Source organism: Mycetocola sp. CAN_C7 (assembly GCF_015752285.1).
Lineage (GTDB): Bacteria > Actinomycetota > Actinomycetes > Actinomycetales > Microbacteriaceae > Mycetocola_A.
Genome location: NZ_JADOUY010000007.1, coordinates 66,640 through 92,357 on the forward strand (window position 1 = coordinate 66,640; position 25,718 = coordinate 92,357).

A 25,718-nucleotide genomic window follows, 5' to 3' on the forward strand; every position below is an offset into this window, starting at 1 on the left:
ACCGGCGACGTCACGCGGGCGTCGATGGCAGCCGCATCGTGAACACGGTCCCGTCTCCTTCGACGCTCGCGACATCCAGTTCTCCTCCGTGCGCCTGCACGATGGCTTTGGTGATGACGAGTCCGAGCCCGACACCGGGTACCGCGTTGGCGGTTGCCGTCGTCGCCCGGAAGAACCGGGTGAACAGCTGATCCAGCTCGGCGGCCGGTATGCCGATCCCGGTGTCGCTGATGGTGATCTCCAGCGGTCCCCGCCCGGAAGGCTCGACGAGACCGACCCTCACGGTGCCGCCCCGTGGCGTGAATTTGATCGCGTTCGACACCAGATTGTCGACGGCCTGCCCCAGCCGACCTCGATCACCACTGATCACCAGTGGACTCGATGCACCCTGAGCGGTGAGGCGAACTCCCGCAGCCTCGGCCATCGGGCGTGCCGAATCGACAGCGCTCGTGACGAGCTCCCCCGCGGCTACGTCGCCCACGGTGAGCGGGAATCCGCCTGACCCTGCCTGCGCCGTGAACAGCAGATCGCCGACCAGACCGAGCAAGCGGTGAGCGTTCCGTTCGGCGACGCCGAGGTAGAGCTGCTGCGTGGCAGAAAGCGGCGCCCCGTCTTCGTCCTTCATCAGCTCGAGATAGCCGAGGATCGAGCTGAGCGGCGTCCGAAGTTCGTGGGACACCAGCCCGACGAATTCGTCTTTCAACCGGGAGACTTCGACGGAGTCGGTGATGTCGGTTGCGACGAAGATGTAACCGGTGGATGCTCCGGTGGTGTCGATGCGAGGGGTGACCGCTACCTCGACCGGAAACTCGGATCCGTCGCTGCGGCGGTAGGTCCAGTCGTGGATCTCGCCGATCCCGAGTCGTGCGGACTCCACCAGCGCAGAGAAGCCGGGATTGAGGACGGTCGCACCCGGAGGGTAGTTGAGTTCCCGCGAACGCGACTCAAGCTCGTCCTCCCGATGAAGATCGAGGATCGATGTGCGCCCGATCGTGTCGTCGGCGGAACGCCCGAGCATGGCAGCGGCGCCGGGGTTCCACACGGTGATCATCCCGCGCAGGTCGGTCCCGATGATCGCCTGGACGGTGACCGCATCGAGCACGCTGCCGGAGAGTTCGTTCGCCTTGCGGAGTTCGAGGCCAGACAGGTGCAGTCGGTCGGACTGTTCATGAGCATCGGTAAGGCTTCTCTCGCGTTCCTCTGCCAGAGCGTGGATGGATGCGAACTGGACACGGTTCTGTCGCGACATCTCGTTGATGACCGCAGCGACGACGGTGAAGACGAATGGCGCGATGATCCCGCGCACCCACTCGGTCTGACTATCGGGCACCTCACCGAGCATCATGAACGGCATCATGACTGCCACGGCCGTGCCCAGGCCGGCAACGGCAATCCACCGCCGTCCCTCCTCGGCGGCGATCCAGATCACCGGCAGAATGATGAGCGAGGAGAACAGCGACGACGCTCCCCCGGTACCCACCCGAAGCAGGGCGATGGCCAAGAGCGCCGCGAGGGGAACCGCTGTTGCCCACTCCCGCGACACCGGTCGACGGCCGAACGCATACGCCAGCACGACGGAGAAGGTGCCGACGAGGATCGAACCGACGAACGCGACGGGCTGCGTCACCGGCACGTTCTGCTCGAAGAGCGTGACCAGTACAGCGACGACGAGTGCGATGACCGTCGGAACGTGCTTGAGCAGCGGGCTCGGCTGATTGACGCTGATCAACGCGCCGATCTTCGCGAAAAGCGATTTCACTCCGCCCGATTCCGTCCGGCGGAGAGGGTGATGATCTTCTCGGCGAGTAGCCGAGGACTGAATGGTTTCGGCATGAAGTCGTCTGCACCTGCCGCGACTCCCGCATCACGGGACGGGCCGCTGACCCCGGCGGAAAGCAGCAGGACGGGGATGTCCGAGAGGGTCGGATCGTTCTTGACCAGCCGGCAGACCTCCAACCCACTCATGCCGGGCATCGAGACGTCAAGCACGATGAGGTCAGGATGCTGCTCGGTGATCGCCCGCCATGCCTCTTCACCATCGGATGCCACGGCAGCCAGTTCACAACCGGCCTTGCGTACGGCGATACCGACGAGCATCCGCATGTCAGCGTCGTCGTCGGCGATGACCACCCGGGGGAGCCTGGTCGGTGAGGTCACATCGTCCTCCAGCTCGGCAGACATTCTTCGAGGACCGCTTCGACCTGCGCGCGGGTGAACGGTTTGGGAAGCGCACCGTCGGACTCGGGGTACTCCGTCGGGTCGAGCACGCTCGTCACCACGATGGCGCAGTCCGGTTGTTCGCTCCTGAGCTGATCGACGAAGGCCTGCCCGTCCATGCCCGGCAGGAACAGGTCGACGACGGCGAGTGCCGGGGCGTGCGCGCGATACGCGAGCGTTGCCACCTCCGCCGACTCGGCGACCACGACGACGCATCCGGCTCGCTCGAAATTCAGTCGAAGCAGGTCACGCTGGTCGGCGTTGTCCTCGACAACCAGGACGAGCGGCGATCCCGTCATCGAAGCAGCGCTCCGGGCACCGGGGTGACAGCGGATGGGGCGGCCATGGAGTGACCTTTCAGGTTCGGACTCGGGTCCCACTGAGCCACAGCGCCTCGGGCGTTCCGGCGTGTCGTGAGGTACGAGTCACAACTGATCACGCACAGGACACAACAATATCCGACTCGCATAACCGGCACGGTACGGGGATGCGGCCGTTACACCACGGGCGGCTTCGACACCACAGGCGGCGCTCCGTTACCGATTAGCGCAGATAGCAGGCATACTCGGAACCGCGGGACGGTCGACCGCCGCTCCGTACGCCCCGGACCAGAGGAACACCACACGATGACTGACGAACCGGAGATCGAGCCGATCGAGATCACTTACGACGAGGATCTCTATCCGGCCAGACCGAAACGTCTGCGTCCGCGCTCCAACATGCGAGCGAGCAGCATCCGCCGGTCGTTCTCCGACCCGCGATCCGCTGACGCGTCGAACCCGTCCTATGTGGAATGGCTCACCCGCCAGTCCATGCTGCGAGATGCCGAGGTTCTTGGCCGTGGATTGTCCGGTCAGCCGAGCATGTGGCGGAACCCGTACGCCCGACCGGACGCTCGCCGAGCCATCCGGGTGTCATCCGTCTGGTTCACTGCGTACCCCATCTCGCTGATCACCGGTGGCCAGTCCTACCTCGCAGCGCTCGGTGACGACGCGCTGTGGGAGGCTTTCGAGAAAATCGGCATCACGGCCGTGCACACCGGGCCGGTGAAGCAAGCTGGTGGCATCACCGGCTGGGCCAGCACCGCCAGCGTCGACGGCCACTTCGACAGGATCAGCACGCAGATCGATCCGGCGTTCGGCTCCGAAGACGAGTTCCGGCAGCTCTCCGATGTCGCAGACCAGCACGGCGGCAGCGTCATCGACGATATCGTCCCCGGCCACACCGGCAAGGGCGCAGACTTCCGTCTGGCTGAGATGGGCTACAAGGATTACCCGGGTATCTACCATATGGTCGAGATTCCCGAAGAGGACTGGCATGAACTGCCTCCCGTTCCCGACGGGCGCGACTCCGTCAACCTTGACGTGTCGACGGAAGCCCGCCTCGCGGATCTCGGCTACATCATCGGCCAGCTGCAGCGGGTCATCTTCTACTCCCCCGGTACCAAGGAGACCAACTGGAGCGTCACAGCTCCGGTGCTCGGAGCAGACGGCAGGACGCGCCGCTGGGTCTACCTGCATTACTTCAAGCAGGGACAGCCGTCGATCAACTGGCTGGACCCGACATTCGCCGGGATGCGGCTCGTCATCGGCGATGCCCTGCACTCCCTGGGCGACCTCGGGTCGAGCGCCCTGCGTCTCGACGCGAACGGCTTCCTCGGTGTCGAGAAGAGCATCGAAGGTTCGCCCGCCTGGTCGGAGGGGCATCCGCTCTCCGAAGCGGCCAACCACCTCATCGCCGGAATGGTGCGCAAGGTCGGTGGCTTCTCGTTCCAGGAGCTGAATCTCACGATGGAAGACATCCGCGACACCGGCCGTGTCGGTGCCGACCTGTCGTATGACTTCATCAACCGTCCGGCCTACCAGCACGCGCTGGCGGTCGGCGACACCGAGTTCCTGCGCCTGACGCTCCGCACCTCGCTCACAACCGGCGTCGACCCGGTAGGACTCGTCCACGCCATGCAGAACCATGACGAGCTCACCTACGAACTCGTTCACTGGGCGACGCTGCACCGTGCGGACCTGTACCCGTTCCGCGAGCAGGAGATGACGGGAGCGCAACTGGCCGAGACCATCCGGGGCGACCTGCTCGAGACGCTCACAGGAGAAGCTGCGGACTACAACCTCGTGTTCACGACGAACGGCATCGCCTGCACGACGGCATCCGTCATCGCGGCCACGCAGGGGCACACCACCCTGGATGCGATCACCGAGGACCACGTCGACTCGATCCGGCGCGCTCACCTGCTTCTCGTCATGTTCAACGCGTGGCAGCCGGGCGTCTTCGCTCTCTCCGCGTGGGATCTTCTCGGCATGCTCCCGCTCCCGGCGGCCGAGGTCCAGGACCTCATCGCCGAGGGAGACACCCGCTGGGTGCACCGCGGTGCCCACGACCTCATGGACGTCGACCCCGACGCCACGGTGTCGAGCTCGGGAATGCCGCGCGGGCGATCGCTCTACGGATCGCTGCCGACGCAGCTCGCCGACGAGGGCTCATTCGCCACCTCGGTGTCTCGTATCCTGTCGATCCGCTCGGCGCTCGGCATCGATGTGGGCAGCCAGCTCGACATTCCCGATGTGGCGCACCCGGGCATGCTCGTGATGGTCCACCGTCTCGACGGTGGAGACACCACGCTCGACGACGCCCAGATCCAGGTCACGGTGCTGAACTTCACCGGTGAATCGATCGAAGGAACTGTGCGTTCCTCATCGTTGATCGCTCGCCGACCGGTCATCGACGCCGAGTCCGGTCTCGAGATCGGGCGCGTCGACGACCTGGAGAGCTTCTCGGTTCATCTCGAACCGTACGCCGGACTCTGCCTCCTCATCGGAGATGCAGAAGAGGATGCCTCTGGCTCAGCAGACGACAGCGACGACTGACCGTGATTCGCCGGCCGGACCATCCGGCCGGCGGATCAGATCCGTTCGTTCGGCCGACCGCCTGGGTCAGTACAGCGTGACCCCGCGGAACGCCATCCACGGCGCCGGATCCACGAAGACGCCGCCGACCCGGATCTTGAGGTCGAGGTGGCAGCCCGTGGCGACGCCGGTTGCTCCGACGTTGGCGACCACGGTGCCCGCCTTGACCTGCTGGCCGACCTTCATCTTGAGCGAGCCGACCTGAGCGTGACCGTAGACGGATGAGACGCCGGCCCCGTGGTCGACGATGACCCGCTGCCCGAATGCACCTCCGTCACCGGAGAAGGTCACCACCCCGGGTGAGACGGCTTTGATCGCTGTGCCGCACGGTGAACCGAAGTCGATCCCCTCGTGGATCGTCGACGAGCATCCGGCCGGGTTGCAGATGATCGGCCGAGGCCCGAACTTCGACGTCACCCGTCCGGGAACGGGACGGAGCCACTGGGCGTTTGCGTCGTGCATGTAGTTTCCGTCGGTGCTGACAGCGGCGGGAACTGCCCCGGGGAGCGCTGTCGGTGCGATCGCGTGAGCGGGAAGCGCTGCGGCTCCGACGAGCGCAGGGACGGCGAGGAGGAGCACGGCTGTCGCCCGGAGTGTGCGCTTCGGCCGTGCCGCGCGCGGTGCCACCGAACGCCCCCGACTCAGACGACCCCGGATCCCGAACGTCGATCGGAAGAGCGGATCGGTCATGGGGAATTCCTGTCGGTCGATGCGGATCGGGAAAAACGTCAGCGACCGCGGATCCCCACAGTCCGGTACACAGTCTCGCACCTGCAGCACGACTCTGGCGACGCCTCGTTCGCGGGGTACTGGGCCATGCGGGTGGGTCAGCCGAGTGCTGCAGTTCTATCTGCAGCACTCGGGATGAAAGTGCAGCACTGGACGCCAATCGTGGAGACCCCCTCGCGCTCGCGCCCGGGTAGGGAGTAACGTGCGAGCCACGCTTCGCCAGCCGTGTCCCTAGACGGTCCGTGCGAGGTCGCGGGTACCCGAACCTGAGGAGACGTCGATGTCGCCAGCTCCGTTCCATACACTGCCCATCCACGCCGACGGGCAAGGAGCCCGACGGCGCATCGTCGCCCTTTTCGCTGCAGTCGCCGTCGCAGCGACCCTTGTCGTGGCCGCGCCCCAACCGGTCGCTGCGCACGAGGGCGATCTGCCGTCGCTGCTCGTGAGTTCCACGGCCAACCGCTCAGGAGCGGCCTCTCTCAGCGGCGCGGCGGTCAAGGGCTCGATCTACCCGTTCTTCCCGGAACAGGCCGGCGTCAGCGTCGTCGAGTTCTGGCTGAACAACTCGTCGATGACCGGCGGACCGCGCCAGGTCGAGCGCGTGGCCCCCTACGACTTCGCGGGCGGCACCGCGACCACCGCAAACTCGTTCGATACGACGAAAATCAGCGAGGGCTCCCACACGATCTCCACTCGGGTGACCTACACCGATGGGGACGTACTCACCGGGGAGACGACATTCACGATCAACAACATCGCGGAACCGCCACCCATGCCGGCGGCGGCGCTGCGCTGGAATACCGGTGGCGGCGCGGTCACCACGGGCGGTTCGACCTGGGCAGCGGACGCGAACTTCTCCGGCGGCAAGTCGTACTCCAACCCCGCTGTGACGGCCATCGCGGGAACCACCGACGACGCGATCTACCTCAACGAGCGCAGCGCGACCCAGAATCTCGGCGGGTTCAGTTATTCGATCCCGGTCAGCGCCTCCGGAACGCACACCGTAACGCTCCACTTCGCCGAGATCTACCACGGGGCGACCGGGGGCGGTCCCGGTGGCGCAGGCAAGCGAGTCTTCAGCGTGAACTTCGAAGGGGGCGCCACCGAGCTGGTCGACTTCGACATCTTCGCTACGGTGGGCGCGATGACGGCCACGACCCGCTCGTTCTCGGTCCCCGTCTCGGACGGCAAGCTCGACATCGCGTTCACAGCGAAAATCAACCAGCCATCGGTCGCGGCGATCACCGTGGTTTCACCCTCCGGCGGCACTACGCCTCCCCCGCCGCCGCCTGCGCCCCCGGCCGGCGATCCCACCCCGTTCACCTGGGACACGCGCGCGCAGTCACCGATCGCGCGCTCTGAGGGTCAGGGAGCCGTTGTGGCCGGCAAACTCTACGTGTTCGGAGGGTTTTACACCGGTACCACCACCACAGCCAGGAGCGACGTCTACGACCCGGCCGCGAATACCTGGTCGCAGCTCCCTGATTTGCCGGAGGAGCTGACACACTCAGCCGTCGTCGCCGACGGCAGCACCGTCTGGCTCGTCGGCGGGTACGTCGACAACCACCCAGGGCCGTCAACCCGAAGCGTGTGGAAATACAACACTGTCAGTCGTACCTACACGCGCGGACCACTGTTGCCTGCGCCACGGGGCGCTGGCGCCGCAGCGATCGTCGGGCGCGAATTGCACTTCTTCGGCGGCACCAGCCGCGTCGCCGGTTCGACGGCCGACCCGGACCAGCCGGACCACTGGGTACTGAACCTCGACAACGGAACAACCTGGGGCGCTCGCGCACCCTTGCCCAATCCGCGCAATCACCTCGCTGGAGCGACCGTCGCCGGCAAGGTCTACGCGATCGGCGGGCAGCACAACGAAAACGAGAACACCGGCCTGCAGTCGGACGTCCATCGGTTCGATCCGGCCACAAATGCCTGGACCAAAGTGGCGAGCCTGCCCAAGGCTCGCAGCCATATCGTGAGCGTGGTGCGCGACGGACAGATCCTCGTGCTCGGCGGCACCAACCCGGGCAACACGGCGAGCAGCGATGTGACGGTCTACTCACCCGACAGCAACACCTGGTCGAAGCTTCCCTCGCTTCCGGGAGGCCGCAAGACCGCAGTAGCCGGACTCATCAACGGCGTGGTCTACCTCACAGGGGGCAGCCTCGCAACGAGCACTTATGCGGGGCGCTTCGCCGCGCGCTGGGAGACCGGTCCCTCGATGCCCGTCGCGCTCGGCGAGGTCGCCGGGGGGCGCATCGGGTCTTCGCTTTACCTCGTCGGCGAGAGCAGCAACGCGACCCTCGCGCTTGACCTGGCGACCGGCGTGTGGCGCACCAATCTGCCCATCCGTCCGTTCGTCGGTCACCACCACGCCGCCGAGGTCGTCAACGGCAAGCTCTACCTCCTCGGCGGTCTGGGATCCGGAGCGGGCAAGGTGCAGGTCTACGATCCCGCGACGAACGCCTGGACTCTAGGGCGGGACATGCCGTTCGCCGCCGGATCCAGTTCGTCCGCCCTCATCGGTGGGCGCGTCTATGTGGCGGGCGGCATCATCGGGTCGGTCACGACGAATCGCACGGCGAGCTACGACCCCGCGACCAACACGTGGGCGGAGCTGGCCGCGATGCCGCAGGGTCGCAACCACGCCGCATCCAGCACCGACGGCTCCCGGCTCTTCGTGGCCGGCGGTCGCGGCTCCGGTAGCGGCGACGGCAACACGGTGGCAAACGGCTTCAACACCCTGCAGGTCTACGACCCGGCGACAAACGCGTGGCGCTCCAGCGCCACGGCCGGATCAGGGCTCGCAGCACTCCCTCAGGCTCGTGGCGGGATGGGAAAGTCGGTGTTCTTCGGCGGTGAGATGTACGTGATGGGCGGCGAGACGCAGAACGGGGCCGGTGCCACCAATCGGAATGTCTACTCCCGAGTCGACATCTACAATCCGGCGACGAACACCTGGCGCATCGGAACCCCGATGCTGACCGCCAGGCACGGCATCTTCCCGATCCTCACCGGAAACAGAATCACGGTGGCAGGCGGTGGCGTGCAGGCCGGCTTCTCCGCTTCGTCCGCCGTGGAGACGTACACCGCGCGATAGGACCGACATCCTGGAAGCAGGTCCGTCAGATTGGGTCCGACTCGATTTCAGCGGTTGCCGCGGCGGATGGTGACGCCCATGAAACGCACGATCGCGCTACGCGGCAGGAAGCGCGCCGCGAGGGCTAGCGGGCGGCCATTGGTGATCACCGAGGGACGGTGCGAACGCTTCTCGACGGTGTCGATGGCGGTCTTCACGACGTCCTCGGGGCGGGCACGACGGGCACCGTAGTCGGCGGCCTGGCTGCCGGCGGCGTCGAAGAACTCCGTCTTCATGGCTCCGGGAGAAATAGCCAGCACGCGGAGGCCGGTTCCGCGGGCCTCCTCCCAGAGCGACTCGGTGAAGCTCAGCACGAACGCCTTCGATGCGCCGTACACGCTGAGGTACGGGGTCGGCATGAAGCCGAGCAGACTCGCGACATTGATCAGAATGCTGGTCTTCTGCTTCGCGAAAATGTCGAAGTATGCGTGGCTGAGGTCGACGAGCGCGCCGATGTTCAGCGTGATGAGCTGCTGCAGCCGTTCGGGGTCTTCCGCCCCAAAGAGATTGTGGGTGCCGAAGCCTGCGTTGTTGACGAGGCCGGTGGCGAAGATTCCGCGTGACTCGAGTTCGGCGCGGAGGGCGCGCCCGGCATCCGGCCGGTCAAGTCCGCGGGCGATGGTTGTGACGGTTACGCCGTCGCGGCGGGTGAGTTCTTCCGCGAGGGCCTTCAGTCGGTCTTCGCGTCGGGCGACAAGAACGAGGTTGGCGCCGCGGGCTGCGAGCTGGCGGGCGAACTCAGCGCCCAAGCCGGAACTGGCTCCGGTGACGATGACGGTCTGTGTGGTGAAGTCGATGTTATTCATGCCCACACTCTATGCACATCACTGCACTGCGTGCAAATTGTCTCCTGCGTTGCACTGCTGTACCTTGAGTGCATGGCAAACTCCTCGTCTTCTCTCCGATTGCAGACCCGAGCCGTCGTACGCACCCTTCTCGCACAGACCGCGATGAAGTTGTTTGCCGAGAAGGGATTCGACGAGACGACCGTCGACGAGGTCGCCATAGCTGCCGGAGTCTCACGCCGCACCTTGTTCAACTACTTCCGCACCAAAGAGGATCTGGCACTCAGCGGCCTCTCCGAGCAAGGCGAAGTCATTGCGGAGCGTTTGGCAGCCCGCCCGGCAGATGAAGACGTCTGGGTGTCGCTGCGCCGCGCCTTCGAGATGCTCGACGAGATCGAGGCCAGCCGTGAGAACCGGCTCGAGATCGTTTCACTGTTGTTCGACAACGATTCCCTGCGGGCCGGCCACGCCGAGAAACAGGCGCGATGGACCGACCTGCTCGCTCCGCTGATCGAACCGCGCCTCCCCACCTCTGACACGCGCGGCCTCCAAGCCAGGTCAATCGTCGGGTCGGCCATCACCTGTCTGCAGGCGGCAACCGAGGAGTGGTTGCGACAGCGGGGTTCGACCCCGCTGTTCGATCTTTATGACGCGGCGGTGGCAGCCATCCGCACCTCGAACTGACGCTGCAACGGGCCACCCCGTTGCCGACATTCCGCTCACCGCCTCGCGGTCAACGCACCCCGCACTGCCCGTAGCCTGCGACCTGCCTCCGCACCCTCGAGCTCCATCGGAGAACCGCACGATCTTCACGAGAATCCCACGCAAGCAGAGCGACCCTGGCCAACCGCCTCCCCAAACCCGACCTCAAGAACCTCCACGACGCATTCCGCGCCGAGAGCACGGTGATGCTCGACTTCGCGAACTCGCTCACCCCGATGCAATGGAACGCACCCAGCAGAGCGGCCGGGTGGAGCATCGCCGACGTGGTCGGCCACATTGGATCCACCGCCCACAACATGTACAGTCCCGCGGGCATCCACGCCGCCTGCCAGCCGAGCCTCGAGGTCGTCAACGAGGGACCCGTTCGGGGGCGCCGCGGTTGGAGCCGAGCGCAGGTGCTGGCAGAGTTCGAGACCGCCACCCGCACCGCAGCCCGCATGCTCGCCGTCGTGCGACACACCCCGCTACGCGCGGTGCCCATGAAACTCAACGAACTCGGGACGTACCCGATGGCTCTGCTCGTGGGCGGTGCCCTCATTTTCGACCTCCACACCCACCGCCGCCACGACATGTCGCCCGCACTCGGCAAGAAGACGCCATCGACCGATGCGGACCGGATGCGCGCCGTGCTCGCCTGGATGACCGCGGTTCTCAACAACCAGACCGCACAGTCCCCCGTATCCGGGCTCGACGCCGGCCTGATCCTCACCCTCACCGGCCCAGGCGGTGGCAGCTGGTGGGTCGACACCGACGGCCTCGCGGTGCCCGGCAACCGGGCACCAGCCGCCCGCATCACCGCCCCCGCCATCACATTCCCCGACTGGGGAACACAGCGCTCGGCCTGGCGCGATGCGGACGTCGACATCACAGGGGACGCCGAACTCGCCTCGCGTTACCTCGATGCCGTCAACGTCATCTAGCATTACTGACCGGTTGGTTGATCGGGCGACTGCGGCGTGCCCGGAGCGCCTCAGGGCTGTCTAGGCCGCGCCGAAGTGGTGACGATGCTCACCCGGAGTGGTGTTCAGCCGTCGTCTGAATGCGCGGTTCATTGTTTCCGGGACACCGAATCCGCAAGCTGTCGCAATTTGCTCCATCGACTTGGTGGTCGTTTCAAGGAGCCGGCAAGCGGCCTCCATCCGTACCGCTTCGACGTGCTCCGCCGGTGTGATACCGACCTCGGCTTTGAACACCCGGCTGAACTGGCGATCGGACAAATTGGCGCGCAGCGCGAGGGCGGGAATCGACAGGTCCGCAGTGAGATTGTCAGTGAGCCACGTGAGCACGTCACGCACGGGCTCGTAGTCGCTGGACTGCGCCGCAAGCACCGCCGAGAACTGTGCCTGCCCGCCCGATCGCCGAAGGTAGACAACCAGTTGTCGCGCCACGTCCACAGCAGCCCGCCGACCGTGGTCGTCGGCCACCAGGGCAAGGGCGAGGTCGATGCCGGCCGTGACGCCGGCCGAGGTCCACACGTTATCGTCGTGAACGTAGATGGCGTCGGGTTCGACGGCGACGAGCGGATAGTCGCTGGCAAGTAACACGCAGTCAGCCCAGTGCGTGGTGGCGCGTCTTCCGTCGAGGAGCCCGGCGGCGGCGAGGAGGAACGCTCCGGAACACACCGAGGTGACCCTGCGTGAACCGGCTGCGAGCCGACCGATGTGGCGCACGAGGTGCTCGTCATCGCTCGCGTCGTGAATGTCACGCCCCCCAGCGACCACAAGCGTGTCGATGGGACCGACCACATCGGCAATAGCCGTGGTCAGAAACTCCATGCCGCTCGTGGAGCGCACCGCTCCACCCTTGGCGCTGACCACCTGTGTGCGATACGGGGGGATCGGGAGAAACCGGGATGCGGTGGAAAAGACCTCCATCGGGCCACTGACGTCGAGTATCTGGCCGAACGGAAACGCGACGATCACGATGTCGTGCTCGGGCACGGTGCCCCCTTGGCGAGGTTGCTGGGGCGCGGGGTGGCCGAGATCGTCAACGACGTGTCCTAGGGGGTACGGATGTCGAACCCTACGGTGAATATATCCCCAGTGTGACGAAATGGGACCCCGCGTCCTCCAAAAGTTTCCTCCATCGTCGGTCCCGTCATCCGGGCGAACAGCCCGCGTTTCAACGAACCCTTACGTCATCCGAACATCCCCCAGTCTGGAAACCTCCCCATGTCACGAGTCAGTCGTCAGCAATCGAGCACCACGAGCCCTGAAACGCAGCGAATATCGGAAAAGCGATTCCGGCGCACACTTCGAATCACCGGCGTCATCGCTGCCACTGCGCTGGGAATCACACTGGCATCCACCGCGGCCAACTCGTTCCTGGAGCATCAGGAGAGGTCGAGCATTGCCCGATACGGCGATCTCGTGAAGGTCGCCGGTGGCGCGGTCAACGTGTACCGTGCCGGCACCGAAGGCGCACAACCGCTTGTGCTGCTCAGCGGTCTGGGCACCATCGCGCCCGCGCTGGACTTCGCGCCCCTGATCCGAGAGCTGAGCTCGTACGACGTCATCGTCGTCGAGGGTTTCGGGTACGGCTACAGCGAGACGAGCGTACGCGAACGGACGGTGAAGAACATCAGCACTGAGCTCCACGATGCCCTGTCCTCGCTCGACCTCGGAAAACCATACGTTCTGGCGGGATACTCGATCGCCGGCTTCTACACACTGGACTACGCGAACCGGTACCCGAGCGAAGTATCCGCAGTGATCGGCATCGATCCCACCGTGCCCGCCGCCAATTCCGGCGCGGCATCCTCGCCTGGCGGAAGCATCAACTTCGAGAAGGTACTCGCCACGATCGGTTTGGTTCGAACCGTCGTTTCCATCGCTCCCAGCCTGGCTGAACCGTCAAGCGACGACTTCACCCCAGCCGAATTAGAACGCATGCGCCGAATGACGAGCTGGAATTACGGCAACGCGGCGGTCGCCGACGAAACCGCTCGAATGGGCAGCAACGCCGCATTCCTTTACGGCATGACCTACCCTGACGACCTCCCTGTTTTGAACTTCCTTGCCAGCGAAAGCGTGGCCACCATTCCCCACTGGCTCGAGCTGCACGAGAACCAACTTCAGAACGTGAGCCACTCCGAGATTGTCGAACTCGAGGGCCCCCACTACCTGCACTGGTCCCAATCCAGGGTCATGGCTGAGAAGATCACAGACTTCCTTCTGGAGAATGCCGCATCCCAGGAGCCGTCTACACCGCGTGCTGCGTCGACCATCCTGACACCGGGGAGCTAGGAGCACTCATGCCCATCAACACTGCCACCGCAAGACGATTTGTCGGGGTGGTCGTGGTCGCCGTCGTGACATCGAGCGCCCTCGCCGGCCCCATCACACTCGAACCTGAGCCAGCGCAACCGCCCGAACTCGCATCGTTGACCGACCGGCTCGATCGCGACCAGCCGCTGTTCATGGCCGCCTATGAGGTACCCGGCGTCGCTCTGGCTGTCGTTCGCGACGGCGAGCTGCAGTGGTCCGGCGGATATGGTGTCGCCTCGGTCGAGGACGGAGCCGACGTGGATGCCGACACCGTCTTCCAGGTGGCATCCATCTCCAAATCGCTGACGGCGTGGGGGGTGATGCACCTGGTGGAAACCGGACAAGTGTCATTGGACGAGCCGATCGAGACGTATCTCACGAGGTGGGCGTTTCCGCCGTCGGCATACGATTCGAGCGGAGTGACGGTCGCCCGCGTGCTCAACCACACCGCGGGACTCAACCGGGTGGACGGCTACCCCCTGCCCGTCGACCAGCCCCTGCCCAGCATTGAAGAGTCCCTCGACGGAAACAACGGCGGCGGGCAGAGCCTGCGCGTCGACATGGAACCCGGTCAGCAATTCAACTACGCCAATGCGGGCTACACCCTGCTGCAACTGATGATCGAAGAAGTGACCGGCCAGCGATTCTCCGACTACATGCAGGAGGCCATCCTCGACCCGCTCGGGATGACCAACAGCACGTTCGACCCTGACAGGGTCTCCCATCAGGCAACCGGCCACTACCCCGGGGGTGAATCTCTCCCCCACTACCGGTTGACCGAACAGGCCGCGGGCGGGCTCTACTCGACAGCCAACGACCTGGCTCTTCTTGTGGCCGCCACCATGCCCGGTCCCGACGGGGAGCCGGTCGGGCGTGGGGTGCTCACGAGCGAGTCGGTCCACACGATGTTGGCTCCCCAGGAGGCGCCGGATGGATCAATGGTCAGCTTCGGCCACCTGCACGGTCACCTGGATCACGGTTTCACGACGACGGGAAACAACGGCCACAACACCGGTTGGATCACCAATATGGTCATAATTCCCGAATTGGGCGAGGGCATCGTCATTCTCACCAACAGCGATACCGAGACGACCGGGCTGACGCTCCGATCCTGGACCCAGTGGCTGGGGCTCTCGGACACCTTCACCACCGACGTTTCCCATGCAGCTCTGGACGAGCTGAGCACGATCATGATTGTCCTGGCCGCCCTGATATCTCTCGGCGGAACCGTCATGCTCGTCGTCACCACCGTCCAGGCATCCCGCGGGCGAAGACGATGGCTCTGGCACGTCGGGTCGACAGTATCCCGAGGTCTTGTCATGCGTGGTCTCGTCACTGCGCTGGCGATCGGTGGCTTAGTTGTCTTCCTCGCCTGGCCCGAACGACAGGAGTACCTGGCGCTCCTGCCGACGGAAGCGAACACGGTGCTGGTGGCGGCGGTCCTCGCTGTCGCGGCCGTGGTCGTCCGCGCCGGTACACGACGGGCAGGCTCATGAAGAAAGCACTTCTGACATCCGGCCTTCTCGCGCTGACCCTCGCCGGGTGCGCAACCAACACCTACCCGGTCATGGGAGGTCAGGCGCACCTGGACTGCCAGGGCGACGGCACCACGACGGTCGTCCTCCTGGCGGGCATGGGCGACGACTCCACAACCTGGGGACCGTTCAGAGAAACCCTCGGGCCGGCGGTCCGGACCTGCGCATGGGACTACCCCGGCGTCGGTGAATCCACCGGGACCGCTCCGATGACGGCGGGCGTAGCCTCAGCGTCCCTCAACGCGACACTTGCAGCCGCCGGCATCGCGAAGCCGGTCGTCCTCGTCGGGCACAGCATCGCAGGACTCACCGTGCGCCTCTTCGTCGGGCAGCACCCGGAGGACGTCGCAGGCGTGGTCCTGTTCGACCCGACCGTCTCATCCTTCGCCTATCGATATGACCTCACCCAGTTCCACCCCAGCTGGGACGGGGCCGTCAGCTCACGCGAGGTCGACAGAGTCACCACCTGGCCGGACATTCCCTTCGAGATCCTCCGGCACGACTCCGACGTCTACCATGAGCAGCGGATGTGGGACGCCGACATCGAGGACGCCTGGATCGAAGGCCAGGCCGACTTCGCCCGACTAGCTCCCGCTGGAGTCGTGTCCGAAGTGCAGGATGCCGGCCACTACGTGCATCGTGACCAACCGCAGATCGCCGCAGATGCCGTGCTGCGCGTGCTTCGTGACGTCGAGTAGCAGCCTCATGATCCCCCGCCTGGTGCTGTCCGTCACCCTCATCGCCGCGATCACTGGATACGTAATCCTCGCCCGGCACGTGCGCCACAAAGAGCTCATCGCTCAAATCATCGCATTCGGAGCGACGCGCCGCGCACTGGAGCAGAGCGCATTCGCCGCGCCGCAAACCGAACGTGTCGCCGCCACCAGGATCACGAGCGGGCGAACAACAGAACGGCCATCGCGAAGTCCCAGCTGATCAGGACGAGCTCGCAAGCTCTTCCAGCCACGGCGGGTCCGCTCCCGGACGAGAAGTTGTGACGCCCGCGACCGTCGCCGCCCACGTCCCGATTCGCCGCAGCGCACCTGTGGAGAGGTTTTCAAGATTTTCCCGCTGCACGCCGTCGATGATCGCTCCCATGGCTGAGTCCCCTGAACCGATGGTGTCGGCGACCGTCACGCGTGCTGCCGGCACGTCGACGGCGGCGTCTCGGGAGGCGAGAAACAGCCCATCGTCTCCGCGGGTGACAACGGCCAGTCGTATGCCGAGATCGAAGAGCCGGTCCACCATTTGCGCGGAAGGCACGGTCGGGTAAAGCCACTGCGCATCCTCGTCACTCAGCTTCACGACATCCGTGCCGGAGGCCAACGCCTCGAACTGCTCGAGAACGTCCCTCTGGGCACCGATAATCGTCGGGCGGATGTTCGGGTCGAAGCTGCTTGTGACCCCGCCCGGGAGCGATCCGAGGAGTTGGCTGACCTTCTCGGCTCCTGGGGAGAGAAATGCGGCGATGGAACCGATGTGCACGTGGGCGGCTACCTCGAGTTCGGGCGTCACAGGGTCCCAGGCGATGTCGAAGGTGTAGTGCGCAGAACCGTCTGCCTGTATGTGCGCGAGAGCCGTCGGTGTCCGACCGCTGACGCTCGAAATGACATCCACGTTCGAGGCAGCGAGATGCGCCCGAGCACGACGACCGCGGTCGTCACCGCCGATGTGGGTCACCAGCCTCACCGGGTGGCCGAGCCGTCCGAGGGCCAGCGCAACGTTCGCCGGTGATCCGCCGACGTATTCGGTCCGGATGCCATCGCGTTCGACGATATCGATGATCGTCTCCCCCACAACGAGCACGTCAGTCGCCGCGACCGGGGTGATGTCGTCGCTCATCTCCTTCTCCCTTCTGATCCGTTCGCTACGGCGCGTCGAGGCGCTCGACACGCAGCTGCGTGAGAGGAGATGAAGGATAGACCTGCTCGGTGAAGGTCACGAGGCCGCCGGCAGCGTAGACCTCGACGATCGAAGCATCGACGACGACGCGAATATCGATCTCGCCGGCGTATTCCGCAGGCAGCGGCGCCCAGTCCACGGATGGGAAATCCGGGTGGAAGGTAACGTCGCCGCTCTGTGTTCGGTCGAACGTGATGCTCCTGTCGTCGCCGTCGATTGTGAGAACGACGCGGTCAGAGGCGGCTTCGCCGCTCAGGACCACGGCAGTCCTGTCGCTTCGCCCGCAGGGAACAGTCACGTCGAACACCTCTACGCCGACAGTGCCGACCGGCAGTACCGGTTGCTGTCGAACGCGGAGCCGGCCGCCGGCGTTACGGACGAGTTCGATCTCACGGACCAGCGACATGGCGGATCGCCAGGGGTGGGTCGGCGTGTGCCCGGCATACTGCCAGTTGCTGGCCCAGCCGATCATGAGACGGCGGCCATCCGGGGCGTCGTTGAAGGAGACCGGTGCGTAATAATCGCGGCCATAGTCCAGCCAGTCGTAGTCTTCGAGGTCAGTGGAATCGATGAGACGTTCGGCTGTGAACGTCGCACCGTCGAAGTCACCGACGAAGTACTGGGCACCCGAACCCCCAGCGATGCCGCCCGGGTTCAGGCTGACAACGAGCACCCATCGGGTCTCGTTGGTGCCAACGATGCGGAGCGGGAACAGGTCGGGACATTCCCAGACGCCGCCGACGGCGTGCGCGGGTCCGAAGCGCGATTGCAGGCTCCAGTCGCGGAGGTTGCTTGAGGTGTAGACGACGACCTGGCGGGCGACGGCCTCGACGGCGACCATGACCCAGTGCCCGTCGTCACGGCCGTACCAGAACACCTTCGGGTCGCGGAACTCGTCCGAACCGATGTCGAGAACGGGGTTCCCGGCGTAGCGGGTCCAGGTCGCGCCGCCGTCCACGCTGTAAGCCAGGGACTGGGCCTGAGAACCTGGGTGACCGTCTCGAGGCGGTTTGGCGCTGGTGTAAACAGCGACGAGAGCGCATTCGCCCGGCCCGGCGAAACCGGCGGAGTTGGTGACGTCAGCGACGGCGCTGCCGGAGAACACCATTTCCTCGGCGGTGTACGCGATGGCGATGTCATGCTCGGTCCAGGTGACCAGGTCGGTGGAGGTGGCGTGACCCCAGGACAGGTTGCCCCAGACGTTCGCGTGCGGGTTGGTCTGGAAGAAGAGGTGGTAGATACCGTCGTGGTAGAGGAGCCCGTTGGGATCGTTGAGCCACGAGGTGGCAGCGGTGAAGTGTGCTGCCGGACGTGCCGGTGTGCTGGTGGGCTGGGAGGCGACGATCGTGGCGTCGGGGCGGGGCGCGGTCACAGAGAACTCCTGGTGTATCGGGTTGGTGGGCAGCCGGGCATTTGTGCCCGGCTGAGGGAGCCGGTGCAGGAGGCGTGACCTCCTGCACCGGCTGCCGGCTACTTGCCGCCCTGCTGGAAGCGGTCGTACGCGCTCTGGTAGGTGGCGATGACATCATCGACGCCCATCGACTCGAGCTGGGAGATGTACCCGCCCCACTCGTCGTTGACGGAGCCATTCACGATCCAGGACGCAAACTTCTCCTTCACGAGGGTGTTGATGTCGGTGGCGGCGAAGGACACCTGCTCGAGTTCGTCGTTGGACAGCAGCACCGGCGGGTAAGCATCGTTCGCTTTATGTGGTGCGTAGTACTCGGCGACGAGGTCCTGCCGTTCCTTGGCGCGTGGCTCAGGTGCGACCACGGTCTCGAAATCCTTCTGAGTGGTGATCTTCGGACCGTTAGGGGCGACCTTCTGACGACGTTCGCCCTCGGACTCCCCCGCGGCTGCCGGGACCTGCTGGAGGATTCCGTTTTCGTCCTCTTCGAGAGTCACGCCGATCGGTCCCCAGTTGACCTGTGCGGACATCACCGGGTCGAACAGCCGGTCGGCCCAGCGCATGGTTGCGGACGGATACTCGTTGGCGCGAGTGATCGCCATCGCTCCACGACCGATCTCCTGATTGTTGGCGACGCTCGCCAGTTTCTCGCCGTCGACGCCTTCGAGGATGCCGACCATCTCATAATCGTCGACCCTGTCGTCACCGACCATCTCCTTCAGTTCCCACCAGAAGAACGAACCGAGGACGGGGGTCGCCGACTTTCCCTTCGACAAGTAGGCGACGTCATCCTGAGAGAAGGATTCCGGGTCGATCAGACCATCGGCGTACCAGTCTCCCAGCGCGTCGACGCCAGCTTTGTAACCATCGGTGTTCGCAGTGAATTCGACGGTGTCATCGCGCACGATGCGGTGGTCGTTGTTCTCAGGCTGACCACCGAGTGCGGCGATGAGGTCGTTGGGGTTCGCGCAGAATGAATCCGTCCGGAATGACAGCGGGATCTCATCCGCCTTGCCATTTCCGTTCGGGTCCTGTGTTCCGAAGGCCTCCAGCGCGGCCCGGTACTCCTCGATCGTCGACGGCATCGGCAGGCCAAGCGCATCGAGCCAGGACGTGTTGATGTACAGGAAGTTGGGATACTGCACGAGGCCCAACTCTTCGACGGACGGGAGGGTGTAGATGTGGCCATCGGATGCCGTGATAGCGGCCCGGATGTCAGGACGATCCTTGAGAATGCCGGAAAGAATCGGCGCGTGCTCCTTGATGAGATCTTCGAGCGGAAGAAGGGTGCCGTTGCTCCCGTTCTGAACGATCTCAGCATCGGTCAAGCCCGTGTTGTAGAGCACGTCGGGGAGCTCGTCGCTGGCGAGCATGAGGTTCTTCTTCTCGGCATACACCTGCTCGGGGACGTTCTTCCAGGTGATGGCGATGTTCGTGTCCTTCTCCCATTGCTGAACGAGTTCCATCTCTGAGTAGTCAGGAGCAAGCGGCGACTTCGTGCCGCCAAAGGTCAGGGCGAGGGTGTCGTCGACGATCGGGAGGCCTTCGTTGTTGAACCCGAAATCGGCTGACTTGTCTTCGATTTTCTTGGCATCCCCTCCCCCGGCGCAGCCGGCGAGGAGGACACTGCCTGCGATGGCAATGGCGGTGGCGGTATAGAAACGGCGGTGTCTCATGTGTCTTGTCCTTTGATTGTCGAGGTGTGGTGGAGGGATGGGGTCAGCTTTTGACGGCGCCGAGCAGGGCACCCTTGGTGAAGTGCTTCTGCATGAAGGGAAGAATGATCAGCAACGGGATCGTGGAAATGACGATCATGCCGTACTTCATCAGCTCGCCCAGGCGTTGCGCTGCAGCGTATGAATCGAGTGCACCTGTTCCTCCTGCGGAGGTCACTTCGGACTGGATGAGCACGTTGCGGAGCACCAACTGGAGCGGATACTTGCTTTCATCGTCGAGGAAGATGAGAGCGTCGAAGAACGCATTCCAGTTCGCGACCAGATGGATCATGATCATGAGGAAGATCAGCGGCTTCGACAACGGGAGCACGATACTGAAGAAGAACCGGAAGTCGCTGGCCCCGTCCATCTGTGCCGCGTCACGGAGTTCCCCCGGAACGTTGTTCTCGAAAAAGGCTCGGGCGATGATGAGGTTCCAGACCCCGACGGCGCCGGGCAGCACCACTGCCCAGATGGTATCGAGCATGCCCAGGTCGCGAACCACGAGGTAGCGGGCGATCAGTCCGCCATCGATGAACATCGTGATGATGAACAGGAGCATGAAGAACGTACGCCCGTAGAGGTCTTTTCGTGACAACGCGTATGCGGCGCACAGGATGGTCGCCACGCTGATGATTGTTCCGAGCACGGTGTACATTACGGAGTTTCCGAACCCACGGAGGATGGTGGAATCGGAAAAGATCCTCGTGTAGCCCTCGATGGTGAAGCCCTGCGGCCACAACCAGACGTTCCCGTTCAGGATCTCGGTCGGTTCGCTGAACGAGGCGATGACGATGAAGTACATCGGGTAGATGATCGCGGCCATGGCCAGGACCAGCGCGCCGATCGCGATTGTGTTGAACAGCGGGTCGGCGAAACGATCACCGAACCGGCCCCGTTTTCTGGGCCGCGGCGGCAACAGGCGATTGTCTGAGGGTGACGACTCGACGAGTCGCGCTGGCGTGGTGGGGAGTGTGTGGGTCATGGCGTCATCACCAAAGGCTCGATTGGCCCGAACGGCGTGCGACCCAGTTGAAGGTCAGCAGCAGAACGAGGTTGATTAGGGAATTGAACAGCCCAATTGCGGCTGAGTAGCTGAACTGCGCTTGTTGCAATCCCGCCTTGTAGACATACGTCTGGATGACCTCCGAGGTCGGCAGGTTGAGGTCGGTCTGCATCAGGAGCACCTTCTCGAAACCGAGGTTGAAAAGGTTACCGATCGCGAGGATGAACAGGATCGTGATCACCGGCATGATTCCCGGGATGTCGATGTGCCGGATCCGCTGCCATTTGTTTGCCCCGTCGACTCGGGCGGCCTCGTGCAGCGCTGGATCGATGGCGGTGAGCGCCGCGAGGTAGACGATCATCGAGAATCCGGCGGTCTGCCAGATATCAGATCCGATATACAGCGGTCGGAACCAGTCTGGTGACCCCATGAAGAAGATCGGATCGCCTCCGAACGTGACAATGGCGTTATTGACGATGCCGGATCTCGGGGAGAACAGCAGGTGGATCATGCCGACCACGACGACCACCGAGATGAACGACGGCGAGTAGAGCACGGTCTGGGTGAGCTTCTTGAACCGCTCGCTCTGCAGTTGATTCACGATGAGCGCGAGGACGATCGGCACCGGGAATGCGAGAAGCAAGCCCAGGGCGTTCACGGTGAGGGTGTTCACCATCAGCCGTTCGAACTGGAATGACTCGATGAATCGAATGAAGTGTACGAGACCGACCCACGGGCTGCCAGCGAATCCGTCGGCAGGGTTGTAGTCGCGGAAGGCGATCTGCGCGCCGTACATCGGCCAGTATTTGAACAGGACGATGTACGCGACCGCTGGAGTTAGTAATACGTATAACTGCCATGAATGGAGAGCACGCCGCAGGTGCGAGCGAACCCGCCCTGGCTTCGAGGCAGGCTTCCCTGGGAAGAGGATGCGTGACGGGGTTTCTGTGGTCATGCGGGCACCTTTGCACTCGCCACTGATCCCCGAAGGACCAGTGAACATTCGATGGGGTTCTGGGTGGGCTTCTCAGCACTGAGAAGTAACTCGACGGCCCGGCGGGCCATCTGTTCGTAAGGCAATGCGACGGTGGTCAAACCGGGGTCGAGGTAGGGCGCGAGGGTGTCCTGGTTGTCGAAGCCGACGATTGAGCAATCGTCCGGAGCGCGCAGACCGAGAGACTCCAGGGCACGGTACGCGCCCCAGGCCGTGCGGTCGTTGCCGCAGAAAATCGCCGTCGGCCGCTCGTCCTCGTTCATCAGTTCTCGCGTCAGGTCGAAGCCATCCTCGACGATTCCGGAACCATAGCGAATGAGGCGGGGGGTCGTTTCGATGCCCGCCTCCCGGAGCGCTCGACGGTAGCCGGCGAGACGGCCGATACCGGCCGGCAGGTCACTTTCAGGATCCTGGATGTTGATCATCCCGATGCGCGTGTGCCCGGCCTCGAGGAGATGCCTGGCGGCGGTGTACCCACCCAACTCCTCGTCTGGAAAGACGCTCGACACCAGGCCCGCGCGATCCTGCGCGTTCACGACCACTGTCGGGATGCCAGCGAGCGCCGTCGGAACATCGAGGACGCGGTGGTACATGGACGCATAGACGACGCCTTGAACCCGGTAGGAAAGCATCATGTCGATCGCTGCGGCTTCGAGCTCGGGTTCGTTGAAGGTGTCGACGCTGAGAATGACGTTCCCGGACTCCCACGCGCAGAGCTGGCTGCCCTTCAACAGTTTGCCGGCGAATGGGGCGCTGGCGACTTCGTCCGAGATGAAACCGATCATCCCCGACTTGCCGCTCCGAAGCGATTTCGCGAAGGCGTTGGTCCGGAAACCGAGTTCTTCGACTGCGTCGAGCACCCGAGACTTTGTCGCTTCAGCGACGCGGCTCCCACCAACGTTGTTGAGGACGAGGGAAACGGTCGCCTGCGAAACGCCGGCACGCTCGGCTACCTCCCACATCGTCGGAGTGTTGCTCTTGCGTGCCATGTTTTCTCACCTCTTCGTAAGTTGGTTATTCGTATAACTTGATCAGAGTAACCCGTCCGACTCCGCACGTCAACAACGTATTCACGGAATCAGGAAAGTGGTTCATTTCGCCGGTGACGGCCCCCGGCTCGCCGCTGCACTCGTTGTCATGCACGACGTGCGAAGACCTTCATCAGGTCACAAGCCCACGCAGCTGACCGGTGACCGAGCCCGGCATGGCGAGGGAGGAGCCTTCCGTCGCCGGAGCGGAGCATCCGTTTTCTCGACATCCGCATTCGTTACATCGAGACGCCGCGGGCGCGGAGGAACGGCGACGGGTTGGTGAACGACCCACCGATCCGAATCTTCAGGTCCAGGTGACATCCAGTCACTACTCCGGTCGCCCCGACACTTGCGACAGGAGTTCCACCGGTGATGCTGTCTCCGACGGAAACTCGGAAGGACCCTGACTGGAGATGACCGTAGATCGATTCCACACCGCCGCCGTGGTCCACGATCACCCGGTTCCCATATGCGCCGGCATTGCCCACGAATGTCACCCGTCCGGCCGACACTGCACGGACGGGGGTCCCGCAGGTGTTGCTGAAATCAACACCGTCGTGGAAACCGTTCGAACATCCCGCCGAGTTGCAGATCGTTCCGCGGGGTCCATATGGCGACGATATGGGTCCGGACACCGGTCGCAGCCAGGAGCCCGATATGGGGCCTGTGTCGGTATCGGTTTCGGCGGCGGCGTTGGCTGCGGCCCTCGCAGCTGCTGCCGCTGCCGCTGCTGCTGCTGCTGCCGCACGCTCCGCCGCATCGAGCTCTTCCTGGGTCGTTGCGGAGTAGGTGTCTCGAATGACGTGGTCGCGAACGACGGCAGAGTTGACGGTGAAGCTTTGACTTTCGGCACTGAGCAGAGCGTTCACCTGGGCGGGTTCATCACCGGGCGTCGCGAAAGCGGGAAGCGCCATCGTCCCCATGAGCCCGGGCACGATCAGACCGAGAGTCAAAGTGGCGCGGATACGGCGACGGCGATCCGCCCACGTGCGAGGTCCGGAATCTTGCCGCGACGACCTGGGCCGAGTATTACCGCTCGGCTTCTGGGATGGAGTCGGCGATCTCGTCGATGTGATGAGTCTGCTCGTTCGCCGGGTGGGGAACTGGGGTGTTGCAGGCGTGGGTGAATTGAATTCGGAGTTCATGGGGTCCTGAGGGTGAGCGCCCGAAGGCGGAAGTTGAGTGGGTGGGGACGCAGGGGTACGACCCCACCCGTGGGGAGCAGAGGAGACTCCCCATTGAGCACGCGCACGTGCCCGAGTCGCGGCGGCTAAAGGGAACCGAGAAGGTTTCCCATGACGGCGATCTCCTCTGACTGCGTGGAGACGATTGCTTCGGCCAGATCGACTGCGTCGGGGTTGGTGCCTTCGCCGATCTCTGTTTCAGCCATCGCGATCGCACCTTCATGGTGCCTGATCATTTGTTCCAGGAACAGCGTTGTGGCTTCAGCACCGGACGCGTCTTCGAGGGCTGTCATGTCTTCGTCGGACATCATTCCGTCCGTCCCGTGATCCATACCTCCCATGCCGGCGTCTGCTCCCCAGGCGTCGAGCCATTCGTGGAGGTGGGTGATCTCAGGACCTTGTGCGTTCTTGATCTGGGTCGCGAGATTACTGACCTGATCGTCGATCCCGTCCTTCGCCAGGATCATGTCGCTCATCTCGATGGCCTGCTCGTGGTGCGGGATCATCATCTGCGCGAACGTGATGTCCGCGTCGTTGAACTTCAGTTCCGCAGACTCGCTCGGGGCGTTGGAACTTGTCGTATCGCTGCTTCCGCCCGCAGAGCATGCGCTCAACGTGAGAGCGGCCACCAGAGCCGTTGCTGCTGCGAGGTACTTGCGTGGTTTGATCATCGTTTCTTTCCGTTCACGTCGTACACACTGGAATGCCTCACGACCGTCGAAGACGCCTACGTGGGCAGAAAGGGACCGGTGTCCGGTTCTAGGTGCGACTGACGGAAAGAAGGGTGAGCGAGGGAAGGTAGACGTGCTGCCGCGCCACAGCGACCGCCCGAAGGGCGCGACGACCAGCTTCGAGCAGCCTATGGTGAAGGGCTGGATATTTGGCGAGGAGCACGAGCGCCGTGATGACGAGGAGCATGACGCAGAGCATCGCCATCAGCGCACAGTCCATGGCGCAATGTTGGTCGCAGGTCAGGCTCTGCGCGGCTGCATTGCCGTCGACGTCCGCAGCCTGATGCGCCGTCACAGTTGGCGGGTGTGCATCGGAACTCCCTGTGTGAGTATGCGACGTCGATGTCGACGTGGTCAGCGCCGCGAATCCGTGAACTCCACTCATGGAATGCAGGGCCAGGAAACCGATCAGCACCGAACAGAGTACGAGCGCAA

23 protein-coding genes are annotated in these 25,718 nt (G+C 64.2%); 8 read left to right on the top strand and 15 right to left on the bottom strand.

Annotation, left to right across the window (positions count from 1 at the left end; all coding sequences use genetic code 11):
* Positions 1–10: 10 nt before the first annotated feature.
* From IWX78_RS14585 to IWX78_RS14595, 3 genes are read right to left on the bottom strand one after another with little or no spacing between them, the layout of a single operon-like run.
* Positions 11–1,759 carry a sensor histidine kinase gene (locus tag IWX78_RS14585; protein WP_196834360.1) on the bottom strand — a complete coding sequence of 583 codons (1,749 nt, stop codon included), beginning with the start codon at positions 1,757–1,759 and terminating at the stop codon, positions 11–13.
* Complete coding sequence (locus tag IWX78_RS14590) at positions 1,756–2,157, bottom strand: response regulator transcription factor (RefSeq protein WP_334684762.1); 402 nt, start codon at positions 2,155–2,157, stop codon at positions 1,756–1,758. Before IWX78_RS14590 ends, IWX78_RS14585 begins: the two co-directional genes overlap by 4 nt.
* The gene (locus IWX78_RS14595; protein WP_196834362.1) at positions 2,154–2,516 is read right to left on the bottom strand and encodes a response regulator; all 363 of its coding nucleotides are present in this window, start codon (positions 2,514–2,516) and stop codon (positions 2,154–2,156) included. The genes IWX78_RS14590 and IWX78_RS14595 overlap by 4 nt, the downstream gene beginning before the upstream one ends.
* A 327-nt stretch (positions 2,517–2,843) precedes the next feature.
* On the opposite strand from IWX78_RS14595, the gene treS reads away from it, so the two are divergent.
* Complete coding sequence (gene treS / locus IWX78_RS14600; RefSeq protein WP_196834363.1) at positions 2,844–5,096, top strand: maltose alpha-D-glucosyltransferase; 2,253 nt, start codon at positions 2,844–2,846, stop codon at positions 5,094–5,096.
* A gap of 66 nt (positions 5,097–5,162) precedes the next feature.
* Here the strand turns inward: treS and IWX78_RS14605 are convergent, their stop codons facing one another.
* A complete protein-coding gene (locus IWX78_RS14605; RefSeq protein WP_196834364.1) occupies positions 5,163–5,825 on the bottom strand; it encodes a M23 family metallopeptidase in 663 nt (220 codons plus the stop codon).
* 319 nt (positions 5,826–6,144) lie between these two features.
* Between IWX78_RS14605 and IWX78_RS14610 the strand changes: the two genes are divergently transcribed.
* Positions 6,145–8,964 (top strand): Kelch repeat-containing protein, encoded by a 2,820-nt coding sequence (locus tag IWX78_RS14610; RefSeq protein WP_196834365.1) that lies wholly within the window; start codon positions 6,145–6,147, stop codon positions 8,962–8,964.
* A 47-nt stretch (positions 8,965–9,011) separates the two neighbouring features.
* Here the strand turns inward: IWX78_RS14610 and IWX78_RS14615 are convergent, their stop codons facing one another.
* Positions 9,012–9,809, bottom strand: coding sequence for an SDR family NAD(P)-dependent oxidoreductase (locus tag IWX78_RS14615; RefSeq protein WP_196834366.1), 798 nt, complete (start codon positions 9,807–9,809; stop codon positions 9,012–9,014).
* Between the two features lie 72 nt (positions 9,810–9,881).
* On the opposite strand from IWX78_RS14615, the gene IWX78_RS14620 reads away from it, so the two are divergent.
* A complete protein-coding gene (locus IWX78_RS14620; RefSeq protein ID WP_196834367.1) occupies positions 9,882–10,472 on the top strand; it encodes a TetR family transcriptional regulator in 591 nt (196 codons plus the stop codon).
* A 155-nt stretch (positions 10,473–10,627) separates the two neighbouring features.
* Positions 10,628–11,431, top strand: coding sequence for a maleylpyruvate isomerase family mycothiol-dependent enzyme (locus IWX78_RS14625; protein ID WP_334684767.1), 804 nt, complete (start codon positions 10,628–10,630; stop codon positions 11,429–11,431).
* Positions 11,432–11,491: 60 nt separating this feature from the next.
* Here the strand turns inward: IWX78_RS14625 and IWX78_RS14630 are convergent, their stop codons facing one another.
* Positions 11,492–12,451 carry a GlxA family transcriptional regulator gene (locus IWX78_RS14630; protein ID WP_196834369.1) on the bottom strand — a complete coding sequence of 320 codons (960 nt, stop codon included), beginning with the start codon at positions 12,449–12,451 and terminating at the stop codon, positions 11,492–11,494.
* A 231-nt stretch (positions 12,452–12,682) separates the two neighbouring features.
* Between IWX78_RS14630 and IWX78_RS14635 the strand changes: the two genes are divergently transcribed.
* Genes IWX78_RS14635 through IWX78_RS14650 form a run of 4 tightly spaced genes read left to right on the top strand, consistent with a single transcriptional unit; the run spans position 12,683 to position 16,248 of the window.
* Entirely contained in the window at positions 12,683–13,756 is a 1,074-nt protein-coding gene (locus IWX78_RS14635; protein ID WP_196834370.1) for an alpha/beta fold hydrolase, read from the top strand.
* A gap of 8 nt (positions 13,757–13,764) precedes the next feature.
* Positions 13,765–15,273, top strand: coding sequence for a serine hydrolase domain-containing protein (locus IWX78_RS14640; protein ID WP_196834371.1), 1,509 nt, complete (start codon positions 13,765–13,767; stop codon positions 15,271–15,273).
* Positions 15,270–16,010 carry an alpha/beta fold hydrolase gene (locus IWX78_RS14645; protein ID WP_196834372.1) on the top strand — a complete coding sequence of 247 codons (741 nt, stop codon included), beginning with the start codon at positions 15,270–15,272 and terminating at the stop codon, positions 16,008–16,010. The genes IWX78_RS14640 and IWX78_RS14645 overlap by 4 nt, the downstream gene beginning before the upstream one ends.
* Before the next feature lie 7 nt (positions 16,011–16,017).
* Positions 16,018–16,248 carry a hypothetical protein gene (locus tag IWX78_RS14650; RefSeq protein ID WP_196834373.1) on the top strand — a complete coding sequence of 77 codons (231 nt, stop codon included), beginning with the start codon at positions 16,018–16,020 and terminating at the stop codon, positions 16,246–16,248.
* Here the strand turns inward: IWX78_RS14650 and IWX78_RS14655 are convergent, their stop codons facing one another.
* The 9 genes from IWX78_RS14655 to IWX78_RS14695 form a co-directional block, all read right to left on the bottom strand.
* Complete coding sequence (locus IWX78_RS14655) at positions 16,249–17,154, bottom strand: carbohydrate kinase family protein (RefSeq protein ID WP_196834374.1); 906 nt, start codon at positions 17,152–17,154, stop codon at positions 16,249–16,251.
* A 25-nt stretch (positions 17,155–17,179) separates the two neighbouring features.
* Complete coding sequence (locus IWX78_RS14660; RefSeq protein ID WP_334684763.1) at positions 17,180–18,586, bottom strand: glycoside hydrolase family 32 protein; 1,407 nt, start codon at positions 18,584–18,586, stop codon at positions 17,180–17,182.
* Positions 18,587–18,684: 98 nt separating this feature from the next.
* Positions 18,685–20,298 (bottom strand): extracellular solute-binding protein, encoded by a 1,614-nt coding sequence (locus tag IWX78_RS14665; RefSeq protein ID WP_196834375.1) that lies wholly within the window; start codon positions 20,296–20,298, stop codon positions 18,685–18,687.
* A 43-nt stretch (positions 20,299–20,341) separates the two neighbouring features.
* The gene (locus tag IWX78_RS14670; RefSeq protein WP_196834376.1) at positions 20,342–21,322 is read right to left on the bottom strand and encodes a carbohydrate ABC transporter permease; all 981 of its coding nucleotides are present in this window, start codon (positions 21,320–21,322) and stop codon (positions 20,342–20,344) included.
* A gap of 7 nt (positions 21,323–21,329) precedes the next feature.
* Positions 21,330–22,298 (bottom strand): ABC transporter permease, encoded by a 969-nt coding sequence (locus IWX78_RS14675; protein ID WP_196834377.1) that lies wholly within the window; start codon positions 22,296–22,298, stop codon positions 21,330–21,332.
* On the bottom strand, positions 22,295–23,326 hold the full coding sequence (locus IWX78_RS14680; protein ID WP_196834378.1) for a LacI family DNA-binding transcriptional regulator: 1,032 nt from the start codon (positions 23,324–23,326) through the stop codon (positions 22,295–22,297). The genes IWX78_RS14675 and IWX78_RS14680 overlap by 4 nt, the downstream gene beginning before the upstream one ends.
* A gap of 278 nt (positions 23,327–23,604) precedes the next feature.
* Complete coding sequence (locus IWX78_RS14685) at positions 23,605–24,321, bottom strand: M23 family metallopeptidase (protein WP_196834379.1); 717 nt, start codon at positions 24,319–24,321, stop codon at positions 23,605–23,607.
* A gap of 317 nt (positions 24,322–24,638) precedes the next feature.
* Positions 24,639–25,223, bottom strand: a complete 585-nt coding sequence (locus IWX78_RS14690) for a DUF305 domain-containing protein (RefSeq protein ID WP_196834380.1) — start codon at positions 25,221–25,223, stop codon at positions 24,639–24,641.
* Between the two features lie 88 nt (positions 25,224–25,311).
* The gene (locus IWX78_RS14695; RefSeq protein WP_196834381.1) at positions 25,312–25,668 is read right to left on the bottom strand and encodes a hypothetical protein; all 357 of its coding nucleotides are present in this window, start codon (positions 25,666–25,668) and stop codon (positions 25,312–25,314) included.
* Positions 25,669–25,718: the final 50 nt, after the last annotated feature.